This window comes from Bacillus sp. FJAT-53060 (assembly GCF_037104745.1).
GTDB lineage: Bacteria > Bacillota > Bacilli > Bacillales > Bacillaceae > Bacillus > Bacillus stratosphericus_B.
On sequence record NZ_JBAWSW010000021.1, the window covers coordinates 1 to 26,669 of the forward strand.

Sequence of the window (26,669 nt, forward strand, 5' to 3'; positions counted from 1 at the left end):
CAAAAAGCTAGCAAACTGGACATGGAAAGGACCATGTCCAGCGTAAGACAACTGATAAATTTTATCAAAATAAGTGAAAACCCCACTTTTACTTGAAGTAAAGGTGGGGTTTGTCTACGGTCTGAAACCTCATGCAAAAGCATGAGGTTTATTTTGTTGAAATCATTAAACGGTCTCCCGTTCGAATTAAGTGACTTTGTAGCTCATTGATTTTCTTCAATTGATCAACGGTCATCTGATGTGCTTTAGCAATCGACCAGAGGGTATCCCCTTGTTTAATGACGTATGTACTTTTTTCATGTCCATTTACATGAAGGGCTCGCTCTTGAAAACGATCCAGTGCGATGATTTTGAGCGGATCTACCGCATCTTCTTTGTTTACTGACCAATTGCCTCGGTGCACCTCAAAATGCAAATGAGTGCCCCTAGAGGCCCCTGTGTTGCCAATGATGCCAATCAGCTGTCCTGCTTGTACATGGTCTCCGCTTTTAACAAACCGCTTGTGTAAATGGGCATAGACGGTTTCATACCCATTTGGGTGCTGAATAAACACGACTTCTCCATATGTCGCAGATACATAGGAACGAGTGACCACACCGTCGCCCGTAGCCATAATGGATTCTCCTTCTGGCGCAGCAATGTCTAATCCCTTATGCGAACCACCTCTTGTCCCAAACAAATCGGTGACTTCTCCTTTAACTGGTTCCACCCATTCGGTTGTGTTCTGTGCATGTGCAAATGGCGATAAGATCAAGAGAAAGAAATAGCTGGCACATATGAAGCAATACCTTTTCATCAGTGACTTCCCTTTCTTTGAGGTTCTTTTCATGACAGCTTAGTATACAGCAAGGATGACCTTTTCTATACATCTAAAAAGAACGCAATATTTTGCGCCCTTTAACGTTCTTTAATGACAACTGGATTTGGCAGAGCCGGCACCTCTATTGGTTCCTTTAATTCATATGGTCCTACTTGATCTGTCCCTGCATGTTGAATCGTGACATCTGTAAAACCAAAATCTTTCGCTGTGAGCAGAAGACCTTCAATGAGTAGAATATGATCAATTGAGTCTGTTAATTGCCCTGATGCTCCAAACGTGATGGTCACATGTTTTCCTGTCGATGTCACTTCTTTAATAACTTCTTCTTTAATTAATGGATCAAGTCCTGAATCACTTCCCTGCTTCATGGCCTCAATCGCAGCTTTATAAGATGGATAATGACTTTTTGAAGGCACCAAAAATGTCCCGCTCTGATTCTCTAATAGGTAATAAGCGTGCTTTGTTTGTTTATCAATTGAAATGGTGCCAATGCTTCCATGTTCACTCAATTGGAGATGAGAGCCTTTGACTGACTTGACCTGTACTTGCTTATATTGACTCCATTTTAGCGTTTCTTTTACCATGTCTTTAAATCGGTTGGCTTCTTTTAATGTATCAAGAGACAAATCATTTTTTAGCTGAAAGACCAACGTATCCCCTTTTTCACTAATATCCACCATATCCATATAAGATTGAAGAGGCTTGATCATTTCCGGCAGTTGCACCTTTTCATATGTGCTCACCATTGCCTGCACATTGTCGTTTTGATTTTCTTTTCCAATACTAATCGGGACAACTTGAGAAGTGGATTCATCTATGTATGCAATCGTCATATACTTATGTTGGTCAGCTGCTGAAACAACATGTAAGGGCTCATTTGTGTTTTTTACTGCCTCTAGTGTCGCATTCACCTGCCCTTTGTCAGCATTTGATTCCATTTTCACTTTCTTCATATCGTGAGCAGATGGCTTAAATAAATGAGGAGAAATCAAAAACGCCATAAATAAAACCACAACGGTTGCCACCGCTGGACCAATCCATATGACACTTCTCTTCTTTTTCCCGCTTGCCATCAGCATCTTCTGGTAAATCTGCTTAGATGAACGGTTGTCCTCCACCTTTGGAAGCTGACTTAGTAACACCTTGATTCGTTCTTCGCTCCAATCGGACCTGTTCGTTTTCATTCAATAGCTCCTCCTTCAAAAGCTCCATATGTTTTCGGAGCACTTTCAGGCCTCGGTGCTGAGTTGTTTTGACTTTGCTTTCCGAGAACTTTAGCGTCTTTGCCGTCGCGATGATTGAGTAGCCCTGGATAAACCTTAAAATGATGACAGCCCTTTGATCAATGGTGCAATGATCAAGTACGGCATAGATTTCTTTTACATTTTCATCCTTTACAGCCAATTCATCTGGGAGCAAGTCTGGATCTTTCACATCCTGCTTATCCCAATCAAACGTGCCTAGCACCCGTTGTCTAATGGTTTGCTGTTTGCGAAACCAGTCTATTGCCACATGCCTTGCAATTGAAAACAGCCATGTTTTCTCACTGCTTCTTCCTTCAAAAGTTTCATATGAGTGAAGTACCCGAATGTAAACCTCCTGAACGAGATCCTCTGCCTGATTTTTATCTTTTACCATATAAAATAAAAACTGGAACAAATCTTGATGGTACGAATCATATATTTTTTGAAAGGTTTCATGCATAGGAAACCCCTCCGTTCACTTATTTTTGTCGAGTGACTCTTACAAAACGTTACATTACAACTTTATGACAAATATATTACAAGTTCAACAATTTTGATATGGGTTTTTGTTTAACTTCTCCTTAAAAATATGCAAATAGAAAAAACACTTCATTTTCTTTCGAAAAGAAGTGTTTCTCATTTAACAAGATTAGACGAGTTCCTGCTTTTTTCTCGGAATATAGAAGGTGAAATGTGTACCTGTACCGGCTTTACTGTGAGCATGAATCGAGCCTTGATGTGCCTCTATGATGTTCTTTACAATCGCAAGACCGAGTCCAGTACCAGAACGTCCTCTTGTTCTTGCTTTATCAGCTTTATAGAACCGTTCGAAAATAAATGGCAGGTCCTCTTCGGGAATTCCACTTCCCGAATCTTTTACATCCATCTTCAACCCGTTCTCCACCGATTGAACCGAAAAGTGAACCTCTCCCCCCTTTGGTGTATGCCGAATGGCATTATCAATGAGATTGGTAAAAACCTGCTCAATCTTATCTGGATCGTATACAAAGTGTGGTTCTTTCACTTGAATCTCATACGTGAGATTGATTTGTTTTTCTTTCGCAATCCCAAGAAACTTGCGGTAGATTTTCTCAATTAGCTCTTCTGTATCAGTTGATTCAAGATTAAGCGTAATATGACCAGCTTCCATCCGCGCTAGATCCAGAAGGTCATTGACAAGACGCCCCATTCGCAGTGATTCGTCATAGATAATTTGCGCAATTTCTTTCTTTTCCTCTTCTGATCCGGCAATGTCATCTACAATGGCCTCACTATATCCTTGTAGCATAGCAATTGGTGTACGAAGTTCATGACTGACATTAGCAATGAAGTCTTTTCTTAGCTTATCAAGTCTTCGTTCCTCTGTCATATCTCGAAGCACCGCAACCGCTCCCCTAACATCCTGCTGATTATAGAGAGGAGACATGAGAAGAACCCATGTACGTCCCTGCAATGTTACTTCGATCATTTGCTCTTTTTCCGTGCTGACGGCTGTATGAAAGAGATTTCGTGCTTCTGGCGGAAGTTCATCTCCGTCTTTGATCTTCATATTTTGCTCATAATACCAAGCCTGCAAGAACCTTTCAGCAGGAGGATTTGTCATGAGGATCGTTCCATCAATATTGATGGTGATGACGCCATCCGCCATACTGCTAAGAATATTGGACAAATGCTCCTTTTCTTGATTTAAGGCTGTAATATGGAATTTAAGCTGCTTCCCCATTTGATTAAAGGCGATGGCCAGTTCTCCAATTTCATCTTGCGTTAAAATAGGGATCTTTGTATCAAATTTCCCTTTTGCCAAATCTTGTGCTCCCTCTCTCATCTTTCTCAGAGGATAGGTGACACGTGTAGATAAGAAGAAAGCGAATATTGTGGTAAGAACAATCGCTATTCCTGCTGCTAAAAAGATATAACGCGTCGTATGTTTGGTTGTCTGTTCTACAGCGAGGAGTGACTGAGAAAGAAAAACCATGCCTTTTTTTTCGTTCGCCCCATAAGGAACACCTACTACAATTCGTTCATCCTTCTGATTTCCTGCACGTTTACTGATTTTTTTTCGCTCTTTCAGTGCTTGATTCAACTCTTTATCCGCTACAATTTGTTCCTTTGTTATCGCAGGAAGATTTCCGCCTTTTTCAGACGAATACCATTCTAGTCCATCCTCTTGAATAATCGCAATACTCGTCAATTTGTCAGCAAGCTCAGATGTAATGGACCTTGCAAGCGATTGATCCTCATGGCTTTCTAAAAAGACCGCTACTTTGTTTGCCATTTGTGTTAAATCAGACTTTGCTTCTTCAACATGATAATTATCAATGAATTCTAAAAGAAGCACTGTTAAAATAGATAAAACAATCAGGACGAGGAAGAGAATGGTTAACCATAGCTTTCCTACGACACTTTTCCACAGCTTCATTCAGCGCCGACCTCAAATTTATACCCAACACCCCATACAGTCACGATGTTTTTCGCAGCTTCTGGTGACACTTTATTCAGTTTTTCTCGAAGTCTTTTCACGTGGGTATCCACCGTTCTCAGATCACCAAAGAATTCATATTGCCACACTTCTTTTAGGAGCTTCTCCCGATCATAAACTTTATCCGGGGTTTTCGCCAAAAAGTATAAAAGTTCATATTCCTTCGGCGTGAGGCTGACTTCTTTGCCATCAGCTGTCACTCTATGCGCATCATGATCAATGGATAGATGAGAATACACAAGAACATCCTTTGTAGTAGATCCAGTATTCAGATACGATGTTTGAGACGACCTTCTTAGCAATGCCTTCACACGTAAAACAACTTCACGCGGGCTAAAAGGTTTGACGATATAGTCATCCGTTCCTGCCTCAAATCCTTGAACACGGTTGGCTTCCTCACCTTTAGCCGTCAGCATAATGATGGGTGTGGCTTTTTTATCTCGAATTTGATTACACACTTCAATCCCATCTGTGCCAGGCATCATTAAATCGAGCAAAATCAGGTCATAGTCTGTTTGAAGCGCTTTTTGAATCGCCTCATCCCCATTTTCTGCTTCATCGATTTCATAATTTTCACGTTCTAAATACATTTTTAAAAGGCGCCGAATTCTTGCCTCATCATCTACGACCAATATTTTCGTTTGTGTTGTGTGTTCCATTAAACAATCCTCCTGCTTTCTCCGTGTTACACTCATTTTAACAAAAAAACGAATTTAATCATAAACGTTGGCTTTTTTCTTGTGATTACGCGTAAGAATGAAGCCCCGCAATCACAAGATTGACAAAGATAAGATTAAACATAATAATGGCAAACCCGATCACGGCAAGCCAAGCGGACTTTTCGCCATGCCAGCCTCGCGATAACCGAAGATGGAGATAGGCTGCATAAAATAAAAACGTAATCAATGCCCATACTTCCTTCGGGTCCCAGCCCCAAAATCTTGTCCATGCAATTTGCGCCCAGATCATAGCAAAAATAAGTCCACCTAACGCAAATACAGGGAAACCAATTGAAACAGCCCGGTACCCAATTTCATCTACTAAATCGAGATTCACCTGTCTCACGAGCGGTTGAAGCAGGGCACTAAGTCGTTTACGAATGATCAATCTAAGCAGTCCGTAAATGATCAGCCCGACACCAAATGACCATAACACTGTATTAACTTTTCTGCCTGAAAAAACAGGTGGTAAATCAACGACAGGCTCCAATCGATTTTTGGTCACGAGCTCTCCTTTATGAGGCCCGACCAAGGCTGGCAGCTCGTAGACCATGACACTTTCTTCTTTATTTTTATCTACCCAATTAAACTTCGCTTCATACCCTGTCATTCTAAAGACTGAAGTGACAGCGATAAATGAAAGTGTGACCACAACCATAAACATGACAAGCTCTAAACCAAACGTCTTCTTGCCTGGCTTTGTTTGATCGACATGTTTTAAAAGGAAGATGACGCCTGCCACAAAACTGATCGCTAAAATGGCTTGACCAAGTGCTGCTGTCGTTACGTGAATATATAGCCACTTGCTTTGAAGTGAAGGAATCAGCGGTGAAATATCTGATGGAAACATGCTTGCATAAGCTATAATCAATAAGGCAATTGGAAGAGTAAATAAACCAAGCACAGACACTTGATACAAAAAATATAAAATGATAAATGCAAGCACCAGCATCATACCGAAGGCCGTTGTGAACTCAAATAAATTACTGACTGGTGCATGACCAGACGCAATCCACCTTGAAATAAAATAGCCAAATTGGCTCAAAAAACCAATGATGGTGAGTGTAATGCCGATGAGTGCCGCCTTATTTTTGCGCGGTCCATCCTCTTTCTTTTTTCCTTTAATGGCACCACCAAAAAAAGGAACTGCCGCTAAATAAAATAGAAAAGCTGCAAATAACAGATTTTCACTGACTGCCGCCATCTAACCCTTCCCCCTTGCTTTTGCTGATACTTGTTGTATCAGGCAGTTCTTTTTGATCAACTGGCTGTTTGATGCCACTGCCACTCAGTAACACGCTTAGATCAGACTTTAAGCCGAACCAGTTTTTGTTTGTGTGTCCTGCCACAAATACTTTTCCATTCTTCAATGACAGCCAGATTCTTCTATGCTGCCAATACATCCCCTGCACAACACCGATCATAAAGATAACCCCACCAACGATTAGGACACCAAGTGTTAAGTCTTTTCTAACGGTTAAACCTGTTACGTTTTTCGTTTCAACTCGATCAAACTTCATCTTATAAATATTGTTATCAGAACCCTCTACTGTCTCTTGAATGGCGACAAAGCTTTTTTCACCTTTTGGTTTTTCAGGAGAAAACATTTCAAACACGAAAGCAGGATTATTCGGATTCCTTGTTTTCGTACTCGGCGTTCCATCTTCGTCAAAATAAAAATCAGGCAAATAGCTCACAACCTTGACTTTGTAACCGCTACCAAGATCATATTCTGACTTAGGCTCCAGCAGATTAATCTTCACTGTACCGAAAGATTTTTCTGTATCTTTTCGAATCAGTTGAAAGACCATTTGATCGAGTTCATTTTGTTTAAAATCCACTTGGTATAATGAAAAATTGTCAAACTTGAGCGGTTCATTCACTTTAATATCGTGTTCTGTTACCTGCTTAAGTTTTGGCTTTTCACCGAGAACAACTTCCCCTTCACGTTTGTATAAAATAGCATCGGTTTTATAACTTTTAACAACTTGACCGTTGCCGGCTTTTTCAATGGCATTTTCAAACACTTCTTTTTCATTTCCAGATTCATAGCGATCAATTGTAAACGCATTATTTCTCAAGAAGTATTGTCCACCCGTGCCGGGGATCGGTGCTGTTTCACCTTCTCTAACCCACAGCGTTTCATCCACATACATTCCTGGGACAAACCGGAGCATCGATCCAATGAGAAATATAATTAATCCGATGTGATTGACGTAAGGTCCCCAACGTGAAAAGCGGCCTTTTTCAGCTAAAATATGTCCATCTTCTTCTCGCACTCGGTAACGCTTTTGTTTCATCGCTCTAACGATGCCTTCATATGTATGCTGATCTAATGTTTTATCTGTTTCGCTGAAAAGACGTTGCCTTCTCATGAAGCCTTCTTTTTTGGAAATACCTTGATTTTTGAGTGCCCGATAAAGCGGAATCACTCGGTCGAGACTGCAAATCACAAGGGAAATTCCGATAGATGCTACAAGAGCTAAGAACCACCAAGAACTATAAAGATCATGGAACCCAAGTATGTAATATAGCTTGCCAAACGAGCCATATTGCTCTTCATAATAGGTGGAAGCAGATGCTCCCGGCGGAATAAATCGCTCCTGCGGAAAAATGGTTCCCAGCGAGGAAGCGAAAAGTGTGATGACAATCAACCATACACCTACTTTAACGGAAGAAAAAAAGTTCCATACTTTATCAACAATCGTTTTGTTATACGTTTGCGAGCGTCTCGCACTGCCGTCATATCTCATATCTAGTAGCTTTGAAGAGTATTTCTCTTTTGCGGCGATGGGATTTCCGCAAGATTCACATAGAACAGTACCTATTGGATTAATATGTCCACACTCGCACTTTACCTCTTTCATTCTATGACCCCTTTGGTTTAATCAAATTCATATATTCATAGACATTACGTTCTGTCATGGTTCCCTTTATGACTTTGATTACCTTTCCTTCAGGATTAATTAAAAATGTGGTTGGCAGCGGCGTAATATCATATGCCTCTGTTACTTGACGATCTTTGTCCATAGCAACAGGAAAATTCACGTCATAGGCATCCATAAAATTCTTAACGGCAATATCTGATTCTCCAACATTCACTGCAACAATTTCCACACCGCGATCCTTGAACACTTGATACTGATTCGCCATATAGGGAAATTCTTGTTTACATGGACCGCACCATGTACCCCAAAAATTAAGAAAGACGCCTTTGCCTTTTAAGTCCTTTAATTCAATCCGCTCCCCATCCACAGATTGAAGGACAAAGTTAGGTGCAGTAGACCCTTCTTTGACTCGATCCTGTTTGGCAAATACTGAGTTATACATGGTATAACATATTGCAGCAAGCATCAGGAGGAGAATGCCCGTCCGTATGAAAAATCGTCTTTTCTTCATCTGAAGTACCCCTTCCCCATAGACATTCAGGTAAATTATAGCATTCTCCCTCTTTTGATGCTTCTTCATTTTTTGAAGTTTATGTGAAAATTAGAAAGCACTTTTCCCGTGATCAGCAATCGCTCTTAGGCGCTTCACTTCATGCGGAGTCAATTCTCTGCGCTCTCCTGGCCTCATGCCTTCAATATGAAGAAAGGCATAATGCTCTCTCTTTAGCTTTAACACATCATGACCGATCGTTTCAAACATACGCCTTACCTGTCTGTTTCTGCCTTCATGAATCGTTAATTGGACAATACATGTTTGCTTTCGTTTATCAATTGATAGCATTTTAGCACGAGCAGGTGCTGTTTTTTTATGATCTAACATGATTCCTTTTTCTAGCTTTCTGAGCAATTCCTTTGAAGGAATGCCTTTTAGCTTCGCTGCATACGTTTTATGAATTTCATATTTCGGGTGCATGAGCTTGTGGGCAAATTCGCCATCATTTGTTATCAAAATTAAGCCGCTCGTATCATAATCTAAACGACCGATTGGATAGAGACGCTGAGGGACATCATCAAAGAAATCTGTCACAACTCTACGTCCTTTATCATCCTCGGCAGCTGAAATGACGCCGCGCGGTTTATAAAGCATAAAGTAAACCGGTTCTTCTCTTTCTAATTTCAACCCATTGACTTCAATTTTATCTGAAGAACCCACCTTCATTCCGAGCTCTTTTACTGTTTGACCATTAACGGTAACTCGTCCTTCTTTAATTAGTTCTTCAGCCTTTCGTCTAGACGCCACGCCTGCATGTGCAATTACTTTCTGTAAACGTTCCATTTGTCTTTCACCTCATGTACTATCTTACTTGCTTGACTAGAAACAAACAAGCATTCGTGGAAAAATAAGCGATTTGTCTGTCTAATTTCAGCTAAAAAGCTGTTTCCATCTCAAATACAAAAAAGCGCCTGATTAGGCGCCGCTAAATAACAAACTGACGATAATAACAGATGCAATGACACCAATAAGATCTGCTAACAGACCTACTTTCAGCGCATCTCCCATTTTTTTTATACCGACTGCTCCAAAATAGACCGTTAAAATGTAAAGAGTGGTGTCTGTTGACCCTTGCATGACAGCTGCAAGCTTACCAATAAAAGAATCTGGACCATATGTCGCAATTAAGTCTGATGTCATCCCGAGTGCTGCCGTTCCTGATATCGGGCGAATAAACGCAAGCGGTACCACCTCTGTAGGGAAGCCAAACGCTGTAAACACGGGTTTTAACAGCCCCATTACAAAATCAAGCGCACCTGACGCACGGAATATCGTAATGGCCACAAGCATACCGACTAAATACGGAATGATTGAAAAGGCTATTTGAATGCCCTCTTTCCCGCCTTCCACAAATGTTTCATAAGTCGGTATCTTTCTAATGGTTCCCACAATCAAAATTCCTGCGATGATCAGTGGAATCAAAGCAAGTGACAGCCAGTTAATAAACGCCACAAGATCACCCCCGCCTGCTTCTACGATAGTGGAAATAGCGATCAATGATAATCGCACCAATTCCTGAAATCAGTGTCGCCAATATGGTTGGTCCTACAATATCTGTTGGCTGATCTGCGCCATATGTCATTCTAATAGCAATGACGGTCGTTGGCACAAGTGTGATAGAGGATGTGTTGACAGCTAAAAATGTAATCATGGAACGGCTCGCCTCATTCTTCCCTCCATTTAATGCTTTCATCTGCTCCATCGCCTTAATCCCAAGCGGTGTGGCGGCATTTCCGAGTCCAAAGAAATTTGCCATGAGATTGGACAGGATATACCCCATCGCCGGATGATTAGGGGGAATATCCGGGAATAGCTTTGAAATAAAGGGGCGGCACATTTTACTAAAGAAGTTTAATAGCCCCGCTTCTTCTGCAATCTTCATCAGTCCCAGCCAAAAAACAAGTACACTGATCAACCCGATTGAAATGGTGACCGCTTCTTTTGAGCCCTTAAAAACAGCTTCATTCACTTCCTGCATCGTCCCGTTTAGCATCGCATAGACAAGACCGATAACAGACAGAAACACCCAAATTAGATTGACCATAAAGACCCGCCTACAGATGCCTGAAAGACAGACTTAAACATTTCTTGAAAGCTTTTTTGGGGCATTCGATTGCGTTTATTCTCATAAAAAATGGGCACCTGCTCGATCACCTGACCATCTAATAAGAACGTCATTTTCCCCACAACATCTGGGATAGCCTCAGCGTTTCTTTCCCATTTCTTTTCAGGTGTGAGCATTTCAGTTTCAATTTTCACTAGCTTTTTCTCATCTTCATTTAGGAAATAGGCCACATCACGCTTAATAAACGCTTTTTTTTCATAAAAGGTCCCTTTTAACGAAGTAAGCCTGCCTTTTTTAGCAAGCATATACGTTTTATAGTGACCAAATGCATACTCAAACATAGAGATATGATCCTTCCAGTCATCCGGCGCATTAATGGTCACAGCAATTAATGCAGCATTCCCCTTTGCAGCTGTAGAGACGAGTGTGCGTTTTGCAAGCTTTGTATATCCTGTTTTCCCCCCAGTGGAATATTGATATAAACCGGTGAGCAGCTTATTTTTATTTTTCCAATAGCCTTCCATTGTCTTAGCTTTATAGAAAGTCGTGCCGGCAATTTTTTGATATTGTTTATGCTCCATGGCGTACTTTGTTAAAATCGCCATGTCATAGGCTGATGAATAATGGTTTTGATGATTATCAAGCCCATGCGGATTTTGAAAATTTGTATTCTCCATTCCTAGTTCAGTCGCCTTTTGGTTCATCATAAAAATAAAGCCTTCTAAGCTGCCGCCGACATGTTCTGCAATGGCGACAGCTGCATCATTTCCAGAACGCAGCATAAGCCCGTATGTCAAGTCTTCTAAGCTTACCTTCTGCCCTTCCTTCAAATAAATCGATGAGCCTTCAGCTTTAATCGCACGTTTTGATACTTTGACGGTTTCTTTCATTTTTCCTGATTCAATGGCTAATACAGCCGTCATAATTTTTGTGATACTGGCGATTCTTCTTTTTTCGTGCTCATCCTTTCCAAATAGGACTCTGCCTGATTGTCCATCTACTAAAATGGCGCTTCTTGCACTTACCGATAATGATATGTCTGCTTGAGCATTTGAGGATAACGGCAGTAAGAGTGTAAATAGAAGAAGGACTACTGTTCCAATTTTTAAATAGGGCATGTTCATTCACGTCCTTGTCCGTTTTGTACAAGTGTATGCGCGGCTGAAAAAGTTATGATGCCTCGTCCATAAAAAAAGCGTCTCTACATGAGGCGCTTTCACTCTTGCTTATACCATTTTTCACTTGCTGATGAGATGTCGTATATTCTACCTCTTCTCTCATCGTTAAAAAGTCTTTTTCTAAAGAAGAAAATAATTGCTTTACATCAGCCGATACTTCATGGTGGAAAACAATGCTGCTTTTTCCTGTATAGGCCGAACGGCTATCTTCATACCATGTATCCTTTTTTGGTGTAAAAAATTCTTCAATACATTGATGATAATTACGGTGAAGCGTCTGCTGTGCGGCTTGCTGTGGAAAAGTCTGCTGCTGCCCGATTTTATTGCAAACAGACGCTGCATCCTCGCTATACACTGCAAGCTTCCGTAATGTAGTCAATATGTCACAATAATAGGTATCCACTTCTTGGTTTAATCGTGTCAAGCTCGATAAGGTAGCTTCGTTCAGAAAGTCATTCACTTCAGTTGCAACCTTTGATAAAAAGACGCCTGCTTGATCAACTTGAGCCTTCACATTCATATGTGCCATTTGTTTCGTTTTTACCTTCCCAACATGTCTTTGTCACCATTTTTGACCTGAAATATTTTTATATTTTATCATACATTATTCCTTATTTTGAACTATTTCATCTCTTCAAATGTTTGATTGAAGTTTTCAAAAAAGAGATCAGCCTCTTCTTGCTCACCATCCGCTTCAACATTCTCTGGAAGCGGCGGCAATTCATCTAGAGATTTTAAGCCAAATTGCTCTAAAAAGGTAGATGTCGTGCCATAAAGAATCGCTCGTCCTGGACCATCTGCACGTCCAACTTCACACAGCAGCGCTTTGGCAACTAAACTATGAAGCACCCGTTCTGATTTGACTCCCCTGATCTCCTCTACCTCACCACGCGTGATCGGCTGTTTATAAGAAACAATCGCAAGCACCTCCAGTGCAGCCTGTGACAAACCTTTGGATGGAGTTTCTACTAATTTTTTTAAATAAATGCTGTATTCCTTTTTCGTGAGCAACATATATGAATCTGCATACTCAATGAGCTCAATGCCTCGTTCTTGTTTTTGATATTCTTCCTTTACAACAGACATAATGTCGATAAATGCCGCCTCATCAACTTCAAGAACAGACATGAGCTGTTTTCTTGTTAAGCCTTCGTCACCTGCTGCATAAAGTAGCGCTTCTAAGATGGCTTTCCAATTCACGATATTAAGCGTCATGAATCGTTTCACTCCCTATAATATAAATGTCTTCAAAGTTCCCTTCCTGCTCTAGCATGATTTGATGGATTTTCATCAATTCGAGAACAGCAAGAAACGTCACGACAAGGTGTTCCTTTTGATCATGTTGAAATAGAGTTTTAAAATTGGTCCGATTTTTTGTTTTTCTCAAATGGTTCATGATCTCATTCATTTTGTCTTCAATCGGGATTTCTTGTCTTGTAATCTTGGATGGTACTGGTTTCGTTATTTTTTTCCGGTTTAATACCTTTTGGAACGCACCTAACATATCGTACACCGTTACATGTAAGTTTGTGTCCTTCGCTTCCGCTTCTTTTGCAAACTCACTTAAATCGCTTGGTGGTTTTGTAAAGGCATTTTGTCGATCTTCTTCACGTTCTTTTAGTTCTTGCGCTGCATTTTTATACTTGCGGTATTCAATTAATTTTCCAATCAGCTCTTCACGAGGATCTTCTTCCTCTTCCAGCAGGTCTTCATCAAATAGCTCTTCCTCCTGTTTTGGAAGAAGCATTCTGCTTTTAATACTCAGGAGGGTTGCAGCCATCACCAAATATTCACTTGCAACATCGAGTTCAAGTTCCCTCATCGTGTGGACATATAATAAATACTGCTCCGTAATTTTAGCGACGGGAATATCATAAATATCAATTTCCAAACGGTTGATTAAATGTAAAAGCAAGTCCAAAGGACCCTCAAACGAATCTATTTTCACCTGATATTCCAGCATTCTTTTCTCACCATTTCTACTGTCTTCTAAAGTACCATTTCACCGGCTAACCTTTAGTATAAGACACGATAAAGCTCTCGTCCAATATAATTTCGACCATGATGCAATAGGCAAAACAAGAAAAACAGTGGATTCGCCCATACCAATAAGGGCACTTATACATAGAATACCATTGTAAACAGAACTGATGAAAAAGGAGGCCGTAACATTATGGGAGATGGTTATTACTTCGGCGGAGGATTTGCGCTTATTGTTGTGCTGTTCATCTTGCTGATCATCGTTGGCGCGGCTTGGGTTTATTAAAGAAACAGAGCGTCCTTTCACCAAGGGACGCTCTTTCTTCTTTTCTTTTCCGTGTGTTAGACTGTTAGTGGAAAAGGAGATGACCGGTGTGTACCCTGAAGCGTACCTGACTTTTTTACACGAATTTCATACGACAAGAGATTATTTTGAGTGTCATGAAATTCTTGAAGAATATTGGAAGGAATATCCCCCTGAGCAACGCAAAGAATACTGGGTTGGTCTGATTCAGCTTGCTGTCGCTTTGTATCATCAAAGACGGGGAAATAGAAAAGGAGCGAAACGGCTCATTTCAAACAGCCTTCACCTGTTAGAATCAAATCGCTCCGTATTATCGAACCTAGGTTTTGATGACGAAGCATTTCTTTTACTTCTTAGAACACTAAAAAAGAAAATGGATGAAGACATGCCATACGAGAGTGTGATGCTTCCAATCAAAGATCAAGTGCTCCTTTCTCTCTGCAAAGAGATGGCCCAAAAAGAAGGGTTGACCTTTGGGCAGGAAAGTAACTTATCCCACACGTTTCTAATCGAAAAACATAGATTGCGTGACCGGACAGATGTATTGCGTGAACGGGAGAAACAAATCAAACGTAAAAAAAGCAGAGGAATATAACCTCTGCTTTTACATGTGTGATATTTAATTTGTTTTGCTGTGACACTTATGAAAGAAGCCTTGCGTCAATTCATTTGGAATGAGTGTTTTGGTTCTAAATATCTCTTCCACTGCTAAAACCATTTCCTTGCCGATTCCTTGATCACGATGGGATGGATTGACACTTATATGCTCGATTTTCACTTGGTCGTCTATTTTCAGCACACCAATGGCACCTACGATATCCTCGCCATCCTTCCAAAGAAACAGCTGCCGTTTTTCATCCGTTTCATATGACTTCATCGTCTGCTGAAGCTGTTTGACGTCTTTCTCACCTGGCATAAAGGAAAGGAGTCCCATAGCAATTTTTTCAAAAGACCTCTTATAACGAATTAACATATATACCCCTCAATATTAAATATGTTCCTATTTCCCAGCAAATGTCTTGTGAATCATTTGCTCATCACACATTATAAACATTTTCATACCGTTTTTAAACTCTTTTTCATGAAATTAACGAAATGTTCGATTTAAATTGGCCATTTCAATGGCTGCTGCAGCCGATTCACTGCCTTTATTTCCAGCTTTTGTGCCGGCTCTTTCAATTGCTTGTTCAATGGATTCTGTTGTCAGTACACCAAAGATCATCGGTACCCCTGTTGAGATGGCACTTTGAGCAATTCCTTTGGCCGCTTCATTACACACATAATCATAATGCGTTGTTGCGCCTCGGATTACTGTTCCGAGTGTAATGACTGCATCATATTTTTTTGTTTCTGCTAGTTTTTTTGCCATATAAGGAATTTCAAAAGCACCTGGTACCCACACGACATCGATATCGTCACCGTTTGCTCCGTGTCTAAGCAGTGTATCTTCTGCGCCATCTAGCAGCTTACTTGTAATAAAATCATTAAATCTGGCTACTACTATTGCAAATTTTAATCCTTCTGCAACTACATGGCCTTGTATTGTATTCATATGTTCATCATCCTTTTTTGTCATTTTTATTTTGTTCCTATCGTCGTTGTTTGATTATTTAGATGTGTTTGCAATGCTTCAATTGTAAGCATCTTTAAATCATGTTCTTTTTGAATCTCCTTCAGTTCAGGTACGCGCGCCATTGTTCCATCCACATTCATAATTTCACATATGACACCCGCATGCTCTGAACCCGCAATCTTGGCAAGGTCAACGGCCGCCTCTGTATGACCTGGCCTTTCTAATACTCCGCCCTCTTTTGCAATGAGCGGAAATACATGACCTGGACGTGCAAAGTCTTCGGGTTTTGCCTCTTTATTTAACATGGCCAAAATGGTGGTTGAGCGCTCGAAGGCACTAATACCAGTCGTCGTTGACGTATGGTCGATGCTCACTGTAAATGCAGTATGATATGCATCCGTATTTCGCTCTATCATTGGATGCAAGTCCAGATGTTTGGCAATCGACGCATGGACTGGTGTGCAGATGAGACCCCTTCCATGTAAAGCCATGAAGTTAATGACTTCCGGCGTTGCATGCTCAGCAAGTGCCACAAAGTCTCCTTCATTTTCTCTGTCTTCATCATCAACTACAATAATGATTTCTCCTTGTTTGAGGGCATTCACTGCCTCATCAACAGAATGAAACATAAAATCGCCTCCTAGAATCCGTGCTCTTTTAAAAATGATGGGGTCAATCGGGATGGATGTTTTTGGTCATGCTCTTTTGTTAAAAAGCGATAAATATATTTGCCGATCATGTCACACTCTATATTCACTATATCACCCATAGATTTAGTTGGGAAAATAGTGCCTTCAAGTGTATGAGGAATAATAGAGACTGTGACTTGACGATCATGCAAATCGAAAATGGTCAAGCTGACGCCATCTATGGCAATTGATCCCTTTTTGGTGAGCATATCTGTGAGGGACTTGTCCATCTCTAAATCATAATAAATTGCATTACTCTTTTTTTCTATTCGGGTAATCAAAGCCGTTCCATCAACGTGGCCTGATACAAAATGGCCTCCGAATCGCCCATTAGAGGACATGGCCCGCTCTAAATTGACTGAACTTCCTGATGTCAGGCGATTTAGCGATGTGGCTTTGACCGTCTCAGGCATCACATCTGCCGTGAACTGTTCTTTTGTAAAGCTTGTGACTGTAAGACATACACCATTGATCGCAATACTGTCCCCAAGATGAACATCTTCTAGCACACGGCTGCATTTTATGACGATTTCCATGGCATCTGCTGCTCTTTTGCTTAATGACTGGACTGTGCCAACTTCTTCTATAATCCCGGTAAACATGTGATCCTCCTTTTCTCTTTCTTTTGTATTTCTCACTTTATTCAAAAGCGATGTTAGGGACATGTGATCGATTGAGCACCTTCGTCGCTTTTTATGGTCCATACAAGGTAGATGAGGGATCACCTAATAAACACTGTATGCCTTTCACTAATTTACATACAGAAAGCCCCGGAAAAATTCCGGGGCTTTGGTTTTTTTGCATTAGAAATAAAACTATGATCAACCAATATTTTTCGTTCATAGCTTTCTTTATCCTTCTCCCATCCAGACTTTCACTGTCGGCTTCAGCTTCTCACTGAATCAACCGTTAATAAATTAACGGGTCACGGGCTGTAAAGCATATGCTTTATTACCGTCGGTCGGGATTTTCACCCTGCCCCGAAGGATACAATCGATATTTAACTGTCCTTAGGGGCTATTATAGCGATCCTTGTTGACAAATGCAACAATCAAGATTTATTTACCTGTTCCATAAAAAAAGCCTCCTTATATGATAGGAGACATGTCAATTAACAATTTTCACTACTTTTATAAGACCATCTATTCTTTTTTCATTACTAAAATATGCTTTGATACGATCGCCTTTCTTCAAATCGGAGACATCATCTTCAAATTTCTTTCCATTAAAAATGATCTTCGTTCCGTTTTTCGCTTGACCGTAATATTCATCTCCATCAATTTTTGTAATGGTATACTCATAGATAGTATAATCTTTATCATTATTCGTTAAGCTTTCGCCAATGGCTGTTGGCACGTCTTCAATTTTCATGCCATTCATGTATAAATAACCTGCACCTAAACAAAGCAGTAAAACAAATAAAATCCCAATTTTTAATTTAATTTTCCCCATATTTAGAACCTCCATCATCTGCACTTCTCCTATTTGTATGTTTTATTCCTTCTATTGCTGAAATAAAACCAAAAAAGCTGATTTTCAATAATGGTTACTTATATAACGATTCAGACGGACCTTTGGTTTCCACCTTTTAATCATTACATATGATACGAATATTCGTTCTTTATTAAGAGGGTGTTCGTTAAATTTCTCCTTATAACGACAGTAAACGACATAGACACTAAAGAAAATAGCGACTTTTCTCCTATACTCTTTTTTCAAGTGCAAACAAGTCTTCTTCTAAGGCCTGTGCACGTTGGACAGCTATGTCTCGACTATCGCGCACCCCCTGATTATAATAATACTTCCAATGTGATGTGTGATAAAAGGCAATACTTGAACAGTTGCCACTTCTCCAATAACTTCTTCTCTCTCATTTAAAAAAACGTTGTATTTCATCGATCATTTTCTTTTTTCTTCTGTTGTCAATGATTTCATATCATCCACCAGCTTTCTTTTCATTTTTGCTTGTACGATCACCAAACCAATTTTAGTATGTTCTTATATATCATAAATGGCATCTGCTGTATTCTCTCCATAAAGAAACACCGCAAATGCGGTGTTTCTTTTCATTATTATGCGTCGACAACTTCGACTTTTTCCATGCCTTGGCCTTGCTCCATATCAAGAACAGCCTCGATACCTGATGTTACCTTTCCAAAAACAGTGTGCACACCGTTTAGATGTGGCTGCGGGTCATGTACGATAAAGAATTGGCTGCCGCCTGTGTCTTTACCAGCATGCGCCATTGATAATGAACCTCTTTCATGTTGATGAGGATTGCCTTCTGTTTCACATTTAATTGTGTAACCAGGACCTCCAGTTCCATTACCGTTTGGGTCGCCCCCTTGGCTTACGAAGCCTGGAATTACGCGATGGAATTTTAGTCCATCGTAAAAACCTTCATTTGCTAGCTTTTCAAAGTTTGCTACAGTTCCTGGAGCAGCCTCTGGATAAAGTTTAAACTCAATTTTCTTTCCATTTGTTAGTTGTATGTATCCTTTTTTCGCCATTTTTCATATTCTCCTTTCAGGTTAAACAACGCTCATTATAGCACATTTTCTATGATGTTAAACATCCCTTGCTTCTTGGTTGTTATTTATCTCTTCTTTCAATATTGATAAAATGAAAGAACCTGCTACTTTTCTCCTAAAGGAAATGATGGCAGACTGCTCAAAACGGCTTCATTTTATGGAAGATCAAAACATCTTCAAAGAAAATTGAAACGTCAGACTGATTTGCTACGTCTATATGATGGAGTACGCTCAAAAGCGAGTACTCAAAAGATGAGTTTCTCTTGAAAGAGGAACGCTTTCGAATTGAAGGAGGTCAACATGTTTAAAAAAACGATGCTTGGTATGATGGCAGCGCTCCTTTTACTGATAGGTGCGCCAAAAGTCAGCTTAGCGGATGCAGCTGTCGGCGATGTCATCGTCACACTCGGGCAAGACTTAACACCGGCTGATCGCCAGAAGGTGCTTGACGAGTTGAATCCACCTGAAAATGCGACAAAAATTGAAGTAACCAATAAAGAAGAGCACGAATATTTAGGAAAGTATATCCCTCGTTCTCAAATCGGGACTAGAGCATTATCATCTTCATCCATCACAATTCAAAAATCAGGTACTGGTCTGACTGTGGATACACATAACATTAAGACCATTACAGATGAGATGTATTTAAATGCTTTAATGACAGCAGGTGTCAAAGACGCGAAGGTTGTCGTAACTGCCCCGTTTGAGGTATCTGGTACAGCAGCGCTGACTGGTTTATTAAAAGCCTATGAAGTCTCAAGCGACAAAGCCATTCCAGAAGATGTGAAGCAGGTCGCAAACGAAGAGCTTGTGACAACATCTAAATTAGGTGACTCCATTGGGAAAGACAATGCATCTGCCCTCATTGCAAAAATCAAAGATGACATTGCGAAAAACGGTGTCCCTAAAACAACAAAAGAAGTGGAAGAAAAAGTGGATCAGGCTGCGTCTGATTTGAACTTAAGTCTGACGCAAGAACAAAAAGATCAGCTTGTCTCTCTATTCGATAAAATGAAGAACATCAATATCGATTGGAAAGAAGTTGGATCCCAAATCGATAAAGCAAAAGACAAGATTACGAAATTCATAGAATCTGATGAAGGGAAAAACCTTTTACAAAAGATTTGGGACTTCTTTGTCTCGATTTGGAACGCAATTGTATCTGTATTTACTGGTGGAAAATAATTCTCATAAAAAGAAAGCTGCCTGATGATCTGGCAGCTTTCTTAAGTAGATGATTTCACTTTTGATTGATAAGGTAAATCAAGCTTGACAATGTCCTCATATGTTTCACGCTCAACCACAAGCTGAGCTTCCCCATCTTCTACAAACACGACAGCCGGGCGCGGGAGACGGTTATAGTTGTTTGACATACTATAGCCGTAAGCGCCTGTACAAAAGACAGCTAGTAAGTCTCCCTGTGATAACTCTGGCAAGTCAATATCCCAAATGAGCATATCTCCGCTTTCACAGCATTTCCCTGCAATTGAAACAGTTTGATCATGTTTTTGACTCATTTTATTAGCACTTGCAGCTTCGTATTTCGCTTGATATAAAGCTGGACGAATGTTGTCACTCATTCCCCCGTCAATAGCTACATAATCACGAATTCCAGGTACATGTTTTGAAGAGCCGATCGTATACAGAGTTGTCCCTGCATCGCCAACAAGAGAGCGGCCTGGCTCAATCCAAATTTCCGGCATCTCAAACTCGTAGCGGACTACGTTCTCTTTGACAGCTTGAATAATTTTCTCAACGTATTTTGTCGCAGGTAGTGGTTCGTCCTCTGCTGTATAACGGATTCCAAAGCCACCGCCTAAGTTTAACACCGTGGAAATAAAGCCAAATGATTCTCTCCATTCATCCAGCTTCATAAAAATTTTATCTGCTGCAAGGACAAAACCAGTCGTATCAAAGATTTGCGAGCCTATATGGCAATGGACACCTAGAAGCTGGATTACTTCTGATCCAAGCATCTGTTTCACCGCTTCGTCTGCTTGTCCATTATGAAGATCAAAGCCAAATTTTGAATCCTCTTGGCCTGTCGTAATGTAATCATGAGTATGCGCCTCGACACCTGGCGTAATACGGAGCAGCACTTTCACCTTTTTTGACAGCTCTTGACCAAGCTGCTCAATGAGCTTCATTTCATAGAAATTATCAACCACAATACAGCCGATCCCATGCTCTAAGGCCATCTTTAATTCTTCTCTACTTTTGTTGTTGCCATGAAAATGAATTTTATCTACTGGAAATCCGGCGCAAATAGCTGTGTGCAGCTCGCCGCCTGATACGACATCAAGTGATAATCCTTCTTCTTTGGCAAGCTGAAACATTGCAATGGAAGAAAATGCTTTACTCGCATATGCCACCTGTGCCGTTAATTCTTCTTCAATAAACGCTTTCTGGAAGCTTTTTGCGCGCTCCCGTATTAAAGCCACATCATATACATAAAGTGGTGTCCCATACGTTTCAGCTAAAGAAACGGCATCAACACCACCAATTTCTAAATGACCGAGTTCATTTTGTCTGCAAGTGCCGTGTAAATACAATGTCATTCCCTCTTTCTCTGCCTCGGCTGAAAAAAGACAGCTGCGTGAGCTGCCTTTTGCCGTTTCTCAAAGTTAAAAATACAATATCACAATCTTCAGCCACTTTCAATGAACGTTAAGAATTTGGCGGAATTTTTGATCTGTTTTGAGGGTGAACGATGCTTGGCCTTACTTTGGAGCCAGGAACAGAAGTCCGAATCAGCACTTGCCACAAAGCTTTTCCATTAAAAGGAATGAACGGCCACATATATGGCGTCTGCAATGAACGAATGGATGTTAAATAAATAATTAACAACGTAAAACCAATGATGAGTCCATTCAGTTTAAAGATCGCCACTAGTGCTAATATGATCAGTCGTATGATTTTATTGGCGACACTTAACTCATAGCTAGGAGTGGTAAATGTGCCGATTGCTGCTAGTGAGACGTATAAAATGACCTCTGGTGTAAATAAACCAACATCAATGGCAATTTGTCCAATTAAAACGGCTGCAATTAACCCCATGGCGGTCGATAGTGCTGTTGGTGTATGAATCGCTGCCATCCTTAAAAATTCCACCCCAAAATCAGCAAGGAATACTTGGAGAATGACAGGAATACGAGAAGGTTTATTCAACCCAATATATTTTAAATTGTCAGGTAACAGATTTGGTTCTAGGATAAAAAGAAACCAAATCGGCAAAAGGAAGGTAGAACATAATATTCCTAAAAAACGCACCCACCTTAAAAAAGTGCCCACTGCTGGTGCTTGGCGATATTCTTCTGCATGCTGAACATGGTGAAAAATAGTGGTCGGTGTAATGATGACACTAGGGGATGTATCTGTAATGATGATAACATGTCCTTCTAGAATATGGTTAGCTGCTACATCTGGTCGCTCGGTATACCGCACAAGTGGAAAAGGGTTATACCCTTGCTTAATAATAAATTCTTCAATCGTTTTATCAGACATCGTCAGTCCATCTACTTTGATCCCTGATACTTCTTTTTCAATAATATTCACAAGATCTGGGTCTGCAATATCTTCAATGTAACAAACACATACATCTGCTTTTGAACGTTCGCCTACTTTGAGCATTTTGTATCGCAGTTTTTCATCTCGCACTCTTCTTCGAATGAGTGCTGTATTTACATTTATGTTTTCAACAAATCCGTCTCTCGCCCCTCTGACAATCTTTTCTGTATCCGGCTCCTCTGGCATTCTGCCAGGATAGCTCCTGACGTCAATGATAAATGCGTAGTTTTCCCCTTCTACGATGACTGCAACAAGCCCTGACAGCACTTGATCCACAGCTTCATCAAGCGTGTCGACTTTTGAGACTTCTTGATTGACAAGACGGTTCTCTACTACACGTGCGATGTGATCTGATTCTGGTTCGTTGTCATTGATTTCAATCAGTTCTTTTAATAAATAGATGACATGCTGTGTATCATACAAACCGTTTACATAGTAAAGTTGTATTTCCTGATCATGTATATAAATTTTTCGAACGCCAAGGTCAAAGCTGAGACCCATGCCGACATTTTCCTTGAAGTAATTTTCATTTTTCTTCGGATCTCGGTACACGTTTACTTTGTCTTTCTTCATGGAAGCCACTCCTCTCTAATATTAATTCAACTGCTTTCATTGTGATTGGAGATCCTTTGCTTAGATCATCTTTCCGTCCCATCTTGCCAATATCTCCAATCCCAACAACAAACGGAAGATGGAGTGAGTCGAGACAATATACCGTATCCCCGCTCATTTTATGAGGCTCCATTTCTGGAAGTCCATGTTTGTCCACACCGTATTCTGTCAGTTCACCTTCCCGGTCAATAGAGACATGTACCTTTGTCCATTCGGCTTGATGCGTCTTTGATGCAACTGCAATGGCTCCAATCACTTCGATTTCGGGGTGGCGTGCTACATACTTCATAGCCGTCTCCCCTGTTCCTTCACCTGTTAGACCAGAATCATCAAACATGACAAACACCGGATCAGACGGCGTCTTTAAAATCATCTGTACAAGTTCAGGTCCTGTTCGTTTGCTCGGATTCCCTTTTGAGCTAGAAATACATCTTCCACCGACTTTTTTTGCGGCAAGTTCAATGGTCTTGGCAGCATATATATCTCCGTCTGTCACTAAAATGACTTTACGTCTTTTCCCCATATGAAGTTATCCTTTCGGTTTAAATATAAGTGCGACAAGAAATGAGAATAAAATCGCAGCTGATATTCCAGCAGAGGTTAATTCAAAAATACCGATCCCGATTCCGATGAATCCGTGTACATCTGCCTGGTGCATCGCCCCATGAAGCAGGCTATGACCAAAGCTAACGATAGGAACGGTAGCACCCGCACCTGCAAAATCAATAAATTTATCATAAATACCAAACCCGTCTAATATAGTTCCCGCCACAACAAAGGTGGTCATGACATGTGCAGGCGTGAGTTTGAGTACGTCCAATAAAAGCTGTCCGATGACGCAAATAAGTCCGCCTGCAACAAAAGCGATAAGATAATCCATTAGCTTTCTCCTCCTGCACGTTCAAATACGACACCATGTGCAATGGTTGGAATGGTCTCTTTTTGCTGGACCATCATCGGGCTAAGAAGCGCCCCAGTTGCCACAACCAATACTCTTTGCAAATTCCCAGCTTTCATTTCTTGAAAGATGTGACTGAACGTCACAACAGCTGAACAAGCACATCCGCTGCCTCCAGCGAACACATTTTGATCAGGTGTATAGATGATTAAGCCGCAATCATCGTGCTTTCGGCCAAGCTGAATGCCATCTTCTTTGAGAAGATCCTTTAAAATCGGTGAGCCAATGCCTGATAGATCACCTGTTAAAATAAGATCGTACTCATCAACCGTTCTGCCTAAGTCTCCTAAGTGCTGCTTAATGGTGTCTGCTGCTGCCGGTGCCATTGCCGATCCCATGTCAAATGGGTCTGTGATCCCAAGATCCATGACTCGTCCAACGGTTGCGCTTGTAATTTGAATTTGAGAGGGCTCTTCGCTGATTATCACGGCCCCGCTCCCAGTCACTGTACTTGTCGCTGTATCTGGTTTTTGTCCACCGTATTCTGTCGGATTACGAAATTGACGCTCTGCTGTCGCATTATGACTACTGGTAGCAGCGATGGCTCTTTTTGCAAAACCACCATCTACTAATGCTGAGGCAATCGCAACCGACTCCATTGATGTGGAGCAAGCCCCAAATAAGCAAAGAAACGGGATCTTCAATTCTCTTGCCACATAGTTTGCTGTGACGTTTTGATTCAGTAAATCTCCTGCTAACAATAGATCAATATCGCTTTTTTGCAAATTTGCTTTTGAAAGAGCAGATGATATCGCATCATCCATGAGCTGTCTTTCAGCCATTTCCCAGTTCTTTTGATAACAGTGCATTTCATCATATGTCTTATCAATTAAATGACCAATCGGGCCTTCTTTTTCTTTCGGACCTGCAGCTGTTCCTTCTGCATTGACATAAAGCTTGTGCTCAAATACCCAAGATTGTTTACCTGTTAATTTCACGTTTCATTCCTCCTACGAAAACATCTTTTCCAAGAAGTATCGAATGATTCCTACGATATATGCAGAAACGACACCAAAAACAATGACGTTCCCAGCGAGCTTAAACATGTTCGTGGCAACACCTAAAACAAGCCCTTCACTTTTATGCTCAAGAGCAGCACTTGTCATACTGTTAGCAAAACCTGTGACCGGAACAGCTGAACCCGCTCCAGCAAACTGACCGATTCTATCGTAAATACCAATACCAGTTAAAATGGAAGAAAATAAGATGAGGGTCGCCACCGTCGGATTCCCAGCTGTATTTTCATTAAAATCAAAAAAGTGAATATAGAAGTTTTGCAATCCCTCGCCTATAGTACAAATCAAACCCCCAACAAGAAAAGCCTTGATGCAGTTGAGTACATAAGGAGGTTTGGGTTGATATGTTTTTACCTTAGATGGATAGTTCTCTTTTAAACTTGACACGTGTTGTTCCCTCCAAATTTGTTAAATATAAATAAGCCAATGAAATAGTGAACCAAACACCTTTCCTAAAACGATGGCCATGAGCAGTAAAACAATTTTTCCGTCCATTCCAATTCTTTTTGTTAAGATAGGAAGTACATTTAAAACTTCAGTCAAAGCGGCTGCAAGCATTCCAACGAAGATGCCGGATAAAAGTCCGATCGGAAGAGTCAGCCATTTGGATAAATGCAAATGACTTAGACTTAAGGTCCCCCAGCCGCCAACAACCGCACCACAGATGACAGCCGCCTCGTACCCTTGTATGAAGCGCTGCGTTTTGGTTAATTGCATTAATCGAGGTATAATCCCAAGGACTGTTAGAAATGCCACAAATCCAGCCCCTACCGTTAAACCGCCGCCAAGCCCAACGAACACAACAAATAGCCACTTACCGATCATGGATATCTTTCAATGTTTCTTTATTTTCCCTGAGCGCAACATAATGATCGAGATCGAGCTGGTATTTAAACATTTCCACTTCTAGCGGACTTGGTTCTTCATTTAAACGCTTTTTAAATACATGATTAAAAAATAAAATCATGCCAAAACCTAGTCCAAAGCTATATGGAATTTGTAATAAATAAGGATGCTCAACCGTTTTTCCAGTGATCATTTCATATAGGCGAATATGAACAATCCGCATACTGACATCCTCGTGGAAATTCATGATGGCGAGGGCCGCTCCAACAAATAATAGGAGCCATACAAACACAAATAAAATGGGAGAAAGCTGACGTTTGCCTGTGTCAATTTCTACAATGGCCTCAGAGCCTCCGACGGTTTGAATATCGATGTCTGGCCACGTATTTTTGATCGTTTTGATCACATGCATGATATCTAAAACCACGATGTGACGATCCTTTTGGCTAACATGATACATCGGCATTTTTCTCAGCTTTTGTACAGCAAACTCATCACCATTGATTTGAGCGATATCCTTTAAATAAATGAGCTGATCATTACCGGTCTTGATTCGATGGCGCAGCCGAATAAAGATTTGTCCATCCATCCAAGTCACTTCCTATACGATGGGTTAAAAATAGTATGTGGTGAAAAATGGCTATCAT

31 protein-coding genes, 1 pseudogene and 1 riboswitch are annotated in these 26,669 nt (G+C 40.7%); of the genes and pseudogenes, 3 read left to right on the forward strand and 29 right to left on the reverse strand.

Features of this window, described 5'->3' with window-relative positions; all coding sequences use genetic code 11:
* Window positions 1-148 precede the first annotated feature (148 nt).
* The 15 genes from WAX46_RS09335 to WAX46_RS09405 form a co-directional block, all read right to left on the reverse strand.
* Window positions 149-796, reverse strand: coding sequence for a peptidoglycan DD-metalloendopeptidase family protein (locus tag WAX46_RS09335; RefSeq protein WP_336493733.1), 648 nt, complete (start codon window positions 794-796; stop codon window positions 149-151).
* Between the two features lie 101 nt (window positions 797-897).
* Window positions 898-2,004: a sigma X negative regulator gene (locus WAX46_RS09340; protein ID WP_336493734.1), complete on the reverse strand. Its 1,107-nt coding sequence runs from the start codon at window positions 2,002-2,004 to the stop codon at window positions 898-900.
* Window positions 1,916-2,524 (reverse strand): RNA polymerase sigma factor SigX, encoded by a 609-nt coding sequence (sigX, locus tag WAX46_RS09345; protein ID WP_336493735.1) that lies wholly within the window; start codon window positions 2,522-2,524, stop codon window positions 1,916-1,918. Before sigX ends, WAX46_RS09340 begins: the two co-directional genes overlap by 89 nt.
* Before the next feature lie 189 nt (window positions 2,525-2,713).
* On the reverse strand, window positions 2,714-4,483 hold the full coding sequence (locus WAX46_RS09350; RefSeq protein WP_226568210.1) for an ATP-binding protein: 1,770 nt from the start codon (window positions 4,481-4,483) through the stop codon (window positions 2,714-2,716).
* A complete protein-coding gene (locus WAX46_RS09355; protein ID WP_226568211.1) occupies window positions 4,480-5,202 on the reverse strand; it encodes a response regulator transcription factor in 723 nt (240 codons plus the stop codon). Before WAX46_RS09355 ends, WAX46_RS09350 begins: the two co-directional genes overlap by 4 nt.
* Before the next feature lie 85 nt (window positions 5,203-5,287).
* Window positions 5,288-6,466, reverse strand: a complete 1,179-nt coding sequence (gene ccsB, locus WAX46_RS09360) for a c-type cytochrome biogenesis protein CcsB (protein ID WP_226568212.1) — start codon at window positions 6,464-6,466, stop codon at window positions 5,288-5,290.
* Window positions 6,450-8,129, reverse strand: a complete 1,680-nt coding sequence (resB, locus tag WAX46_RS09365; RefSeq protein WP_226568213.1) for a cytochrome c biogenesis protein ResB — start codon at window positions 8,127-8,129, stop codon at window positions 6,450-6,452. Before resB ends, ccsB begins: the two co-directional genes overlap by 17 nt.
* A 1-nt stretch (window position 8,130) precedes the next feature.
* Window positions 8,131-8,661, reverse strand: a complete 531-nt coding sequence (resA, locus tag WAX46_RS09370; protein WP_226568214.1) for a thiol-disulfide oxidoreductase ResA — start codon at window positions 8,659-8,661, stop codon at window positions 8,131-8,133.
* Between the two features lie 90 nt (window positions 8,662-8,751).
* Entirely contained in the window at window positions 8,752-9,486 is a 735-nt protein-coding gene (rluB, locus tag WAX46_RS09375) for a 23S rRNA pseudouridine(2605) synthase RluB (protein ID WP_226568215.1), read from the reverse strand.
* A gap of 132 nt (window positions 9,487-9,618) precedes the next feature.
* Complete coding sequence (locus WAX46_RS09380; protein WP_226568254.1) at window positions 9,619-10,155, reverse strand: spore maturation protein; 537 nt, start codon at window positions 10,153-10,155, stop codon at window positions 9,619-9,621.
* Between the two features lie 4 nt (window positions 10,156-10,159).
* Window positions 10,160-10,747 carry a nucleoside recognition domain-containing protein gene (locus WAX46_RS09385; protein ID WP_226568216.1) on the reverse strand — a complete coding sequence of 196 codons (588 nt, stop codon included), beginning with the start codon at window positions 10,745-10,747 and terminating at the stop codon, window positions 10,160-10,162.
* Entirely contained in the window at window positions 10,735-11,886 is a 1,152-nt protein-coding gene (locus WAX46_RS09390) for a D-alanyl-D-alanine carboxypeptidase family protein (RefSeq protein WP_226568217.1), read from the reverse strand. Before WAX46_RS09390 ends, WAX46_RS09385 begins: the two co-directional genes overlap by 13 nt.
* A gap of 52 nt (window positions 11,887-11,938) precedes the next feature.
* The gene (locus WAX46_RS09395; RefSeq protein ID WP_336493738.1) at window positions 11,939-12,475 is read right to left on the reverse strand and encodes a DUF3907 family protein; all 537 of its coding nucleotides are present in this window, start codon (window positions 12,473-12,475) and stop codon (window positions 11,939-11,941) included.
* Between the two features lie 92 nt (window positions 12,476-12,567).
* Window positions 12,568-13,161: an SMC-Scp complex subunit ScpB gene (gene scpB, locus WAX46_RS09400; protein WP_226568219.1), complete on the reverse strand. Its 594-nt coding sequence runs from the start codon at window positions 13,159-13,161 to the stop codon at window positions 12,568-12,570.
* A complete protein-coding gene (locus WAX46_RS09405) occupies window positions 13,151-13,909 on the reverse strand; it encodes a segregation/condensation protein A (protein WP_226568220.1) in 759 nt (252 codons plus the stop codon). The genes scpB and WAX46_RS09405 overlap by 11 nt, the downstream gene beginning before the upstream one ends.
* 210 nt (window positions 13,910-14,119) lie before the next feature.
* On the opposite strand from WAX46_RS09405, the gene WAX46_RS09410 reads away from it, so the two are divergent.
* On the forward strand, window positions 14,120-14,212 hold the full coding sequence (locus tag WAX46_RS09410; RefSeq protein WP_008359694.1) for a YjcZ family sporulation protein: 93 nt from the start codon (window positions 14,120-14,122) through the stop codon (window positions 14,210-14,212).
* A gap of 88 nt (window positions 14,213-14,300) precedes the next feature.
* Entirely contained in the window at window positions 14,301-14,825 is a 525-nt protein-coding gene (locus tag WAX46_RS09415) for a DUF309 domain-containing protein (protein WP_226568221.1), read from the forward strand.
* A 24-nt stretch (window positions 14,826-14,849) separates the two neighbouring features.
* Here the strand turns inward: WAX46_RS09415 and WAX46_RS09420 are convergent, their stop codons facing one another.
* The 6 genes and pseudogenes from WAX46_RS09420 to WAX46_RS09450 form a co-directional block, all read right to left on the reverse strand.
* A complete protein-coding gene (locus WAX46_RS09420) occupies window positions 14,850-15,203 on the reverse strand; it encodes a GNAT family N-acetyltransferase (protein ID WP_226568222.1) in 354 nt (117 codons plus the stop codon).
* Window positions 15,204-15,317: 114 nt separating this feature from the next.
* Window positions 15,318-15,782 carry a 6,7-dimethyl-8-ribityllumazine synthase gene (gene ribH, locus WAX46_RS09425; RefSeq protein ID WP_226568255.1) on the reverse strand — a complete coding sequence of 155 codons (465 nt, stop codon included), beginning with the start codon at window positions 15,780-15,782 and terminating at the stop codon, window positions 15,318-15,320.
* A gap of 38 nt (window positions 15,783-15,820) precedes the next feature.
* A pseudogene (gene ribB, locus WAX46_RS09430) lies at window positions 15,821-16,432 on the reverse strand (3,4-dihydroxy-2-butanone-4-phosphate synthase); the annotation flags it as partial.
* Between the two features lie 11 nt (window positions 16,433-16,443).
* Complete coding sequence (ribE, locus tag WAX46_RS09435) at window positions 16,444-17,094, reverse strand: riboflavin synthase (protein WP_336493740.1); 651 nt, start codon at window positions 17,092-17,094, stop codon at window positions 16,444-16,446.
* A gap of 248 nt (window positions 17,095-17,342) precedes the next feature.
* Window positions 17,343-17,484, reverse strand: a riboswitch (FMN riboswitch).
* A 115-nt stretch (window positions 17,485-17,599) separates the two neighbouring features.
* Window positions 17,600-17,944: a hypothetical protein gene (locus WAX46_RS09440; protein WP_226568224.1), complete on the reverse strand. Its 345-nt coding sequence runs from the start codon at window positions 17,942-17,944 to the stop codon at window positions 17,600-17,602.
* Window positions 17,945-18,564: 620 nt separating this feature from the next.
* The gene (locus WAX46_RS09450) at window positions 18,565-19,002 is read right to left on the reverse strand and encodes a peptidylprolyl isomerase (RefSeq protein ID WP_226568225.1); all 438 of its coding nucleotides are present in this window, start codon (window positions 19,000-19,002) and stop codon (window positions 18,565-18,567) included.
* Window positions 19,003-19,323: 321 nt separating this feature from the next.
* Between WAX46_RS09450 and WAX46_RS09455 the strand changes: the two genes are divergently transcribed.
* On the forward strand, window positions 19,324-20,208 hold the full coding sequence (locus WAX46_RS09455; protein ID WP_226568226.1) for a DUF1002 domain-containing protein: 885 nt from the start codon (window positions 19,324-19,326) through the stop codon (window positions 20,206-20,208).
* Between the two features lie 41 nt (window positions 20,209-20,249).
* Here the strand turns inward: WAX46_RS09455 and lysA are convergent, their stop codons facing one another.
* The 8 genes from lysA to WAX46_RS09495 form a co-directional block, all read right to left on the reverse strand.
* Complete coding sequence (gene lysA / locus WAX46_RS09460; RefSeq protein ID WP_226568257.1) at window positions 20,250-21,575, reverse strand: diaminopimelate decarboxylase; 1,326 nt, start codon at window positions 21,573-21,575, stop codon at window positions 20,250-20,252.
* 115 nt (window positions 21,576-21,690) lie between these two features.
* Entirely contained in the window at window positions 21,691-23,163 is a 1,473-nt protein-coding gene (locus WAX46_RS09465; RefSeq protein WP_264188718.1) for a spore germination protein, read from the reverse strand.
* Complete coding sequence (locus WAX46_RS09470) at window positions 23,117-23,725, reverse strand: stage V sporulation protein AE (RefSeq protein WP_226568228.1); 609 nt, start codon at window positions 23,723-23,725, stop codon at window positions 23,117-23,119. The genes WAX46_RS09465 and WAX46_RS09470 overlap by 47 nt, the downstream gene beginning before the upstream one ends.
* Before the next feature lie 6 nt (window positions 23,726-23,731).
* The gene (gene spoVAE / locus WAX46_RS09475) at window positions 23,732-24,082 is read right to left on the reverse strand and encodes a stage V sporulation protein AE (RefSeq protein WP_226568229.1); all 351 of its coding nucleotides are present in this window, start codon (window positions 24,080-24,082) and stop codon (window positions 23,732-23,734) included.
* Window positions 24,082-25,098: a stage V sporulation protein AD gene (gene spoVAD, locus WAX46_RS09480; RefSeq protein ID WP_226568230.1), complete on the reverse strand. Its 1,017-nt coding sequence runs from the start codon at window positions 25,096-25,098 to the stop codon at window positions 24,082-24,084. The genes spoVAE and spoVAD overlap by 1 nt, the downstream gene beginning before the upstream one ends.
* A gap of 12 nt (window positions 25,099-25,110) precedes the next feature.
* Complete coding sequence (gene spoVAC / locus WAX46_RS09485; protein ID WP_226568231.1) at window positions 25,111-25,563, reverse strand: stage V sporulation protein AC; 453 nt, start codon at window positions 25,561-25,563, stop codon at window positions 25,111-25,113.
* A gap of 21 nt (window positions 25,564-25,584) precedes the next feature.
* Entirely contained in the window at window positions 25,585-26,001 is a 417-nt protein-coding gene (locus WAX46_RS09490) for a stage V sporulation protein AB (RefSeq protein WP_226568232.1), read from the reverse strand.
* On the reverse strand, window positions 25,991-26,611 hold the full coding sequence (locus WAX46_RS09495) for a stage V sporulation protein AA (protein WP_226568233.1): 621 nt from the start codon (window positions 26,609-26,611) through the stop codon (window positions 25,991-25,993). The genes WAX46_RS09490 and WAX46_RS09495 overlap by 11 nt, the downstream gene beginning before the upstream one ends.
* Between the last annotated feature and the right edge of the window lie 58 nt (window positions 26,612-26,669).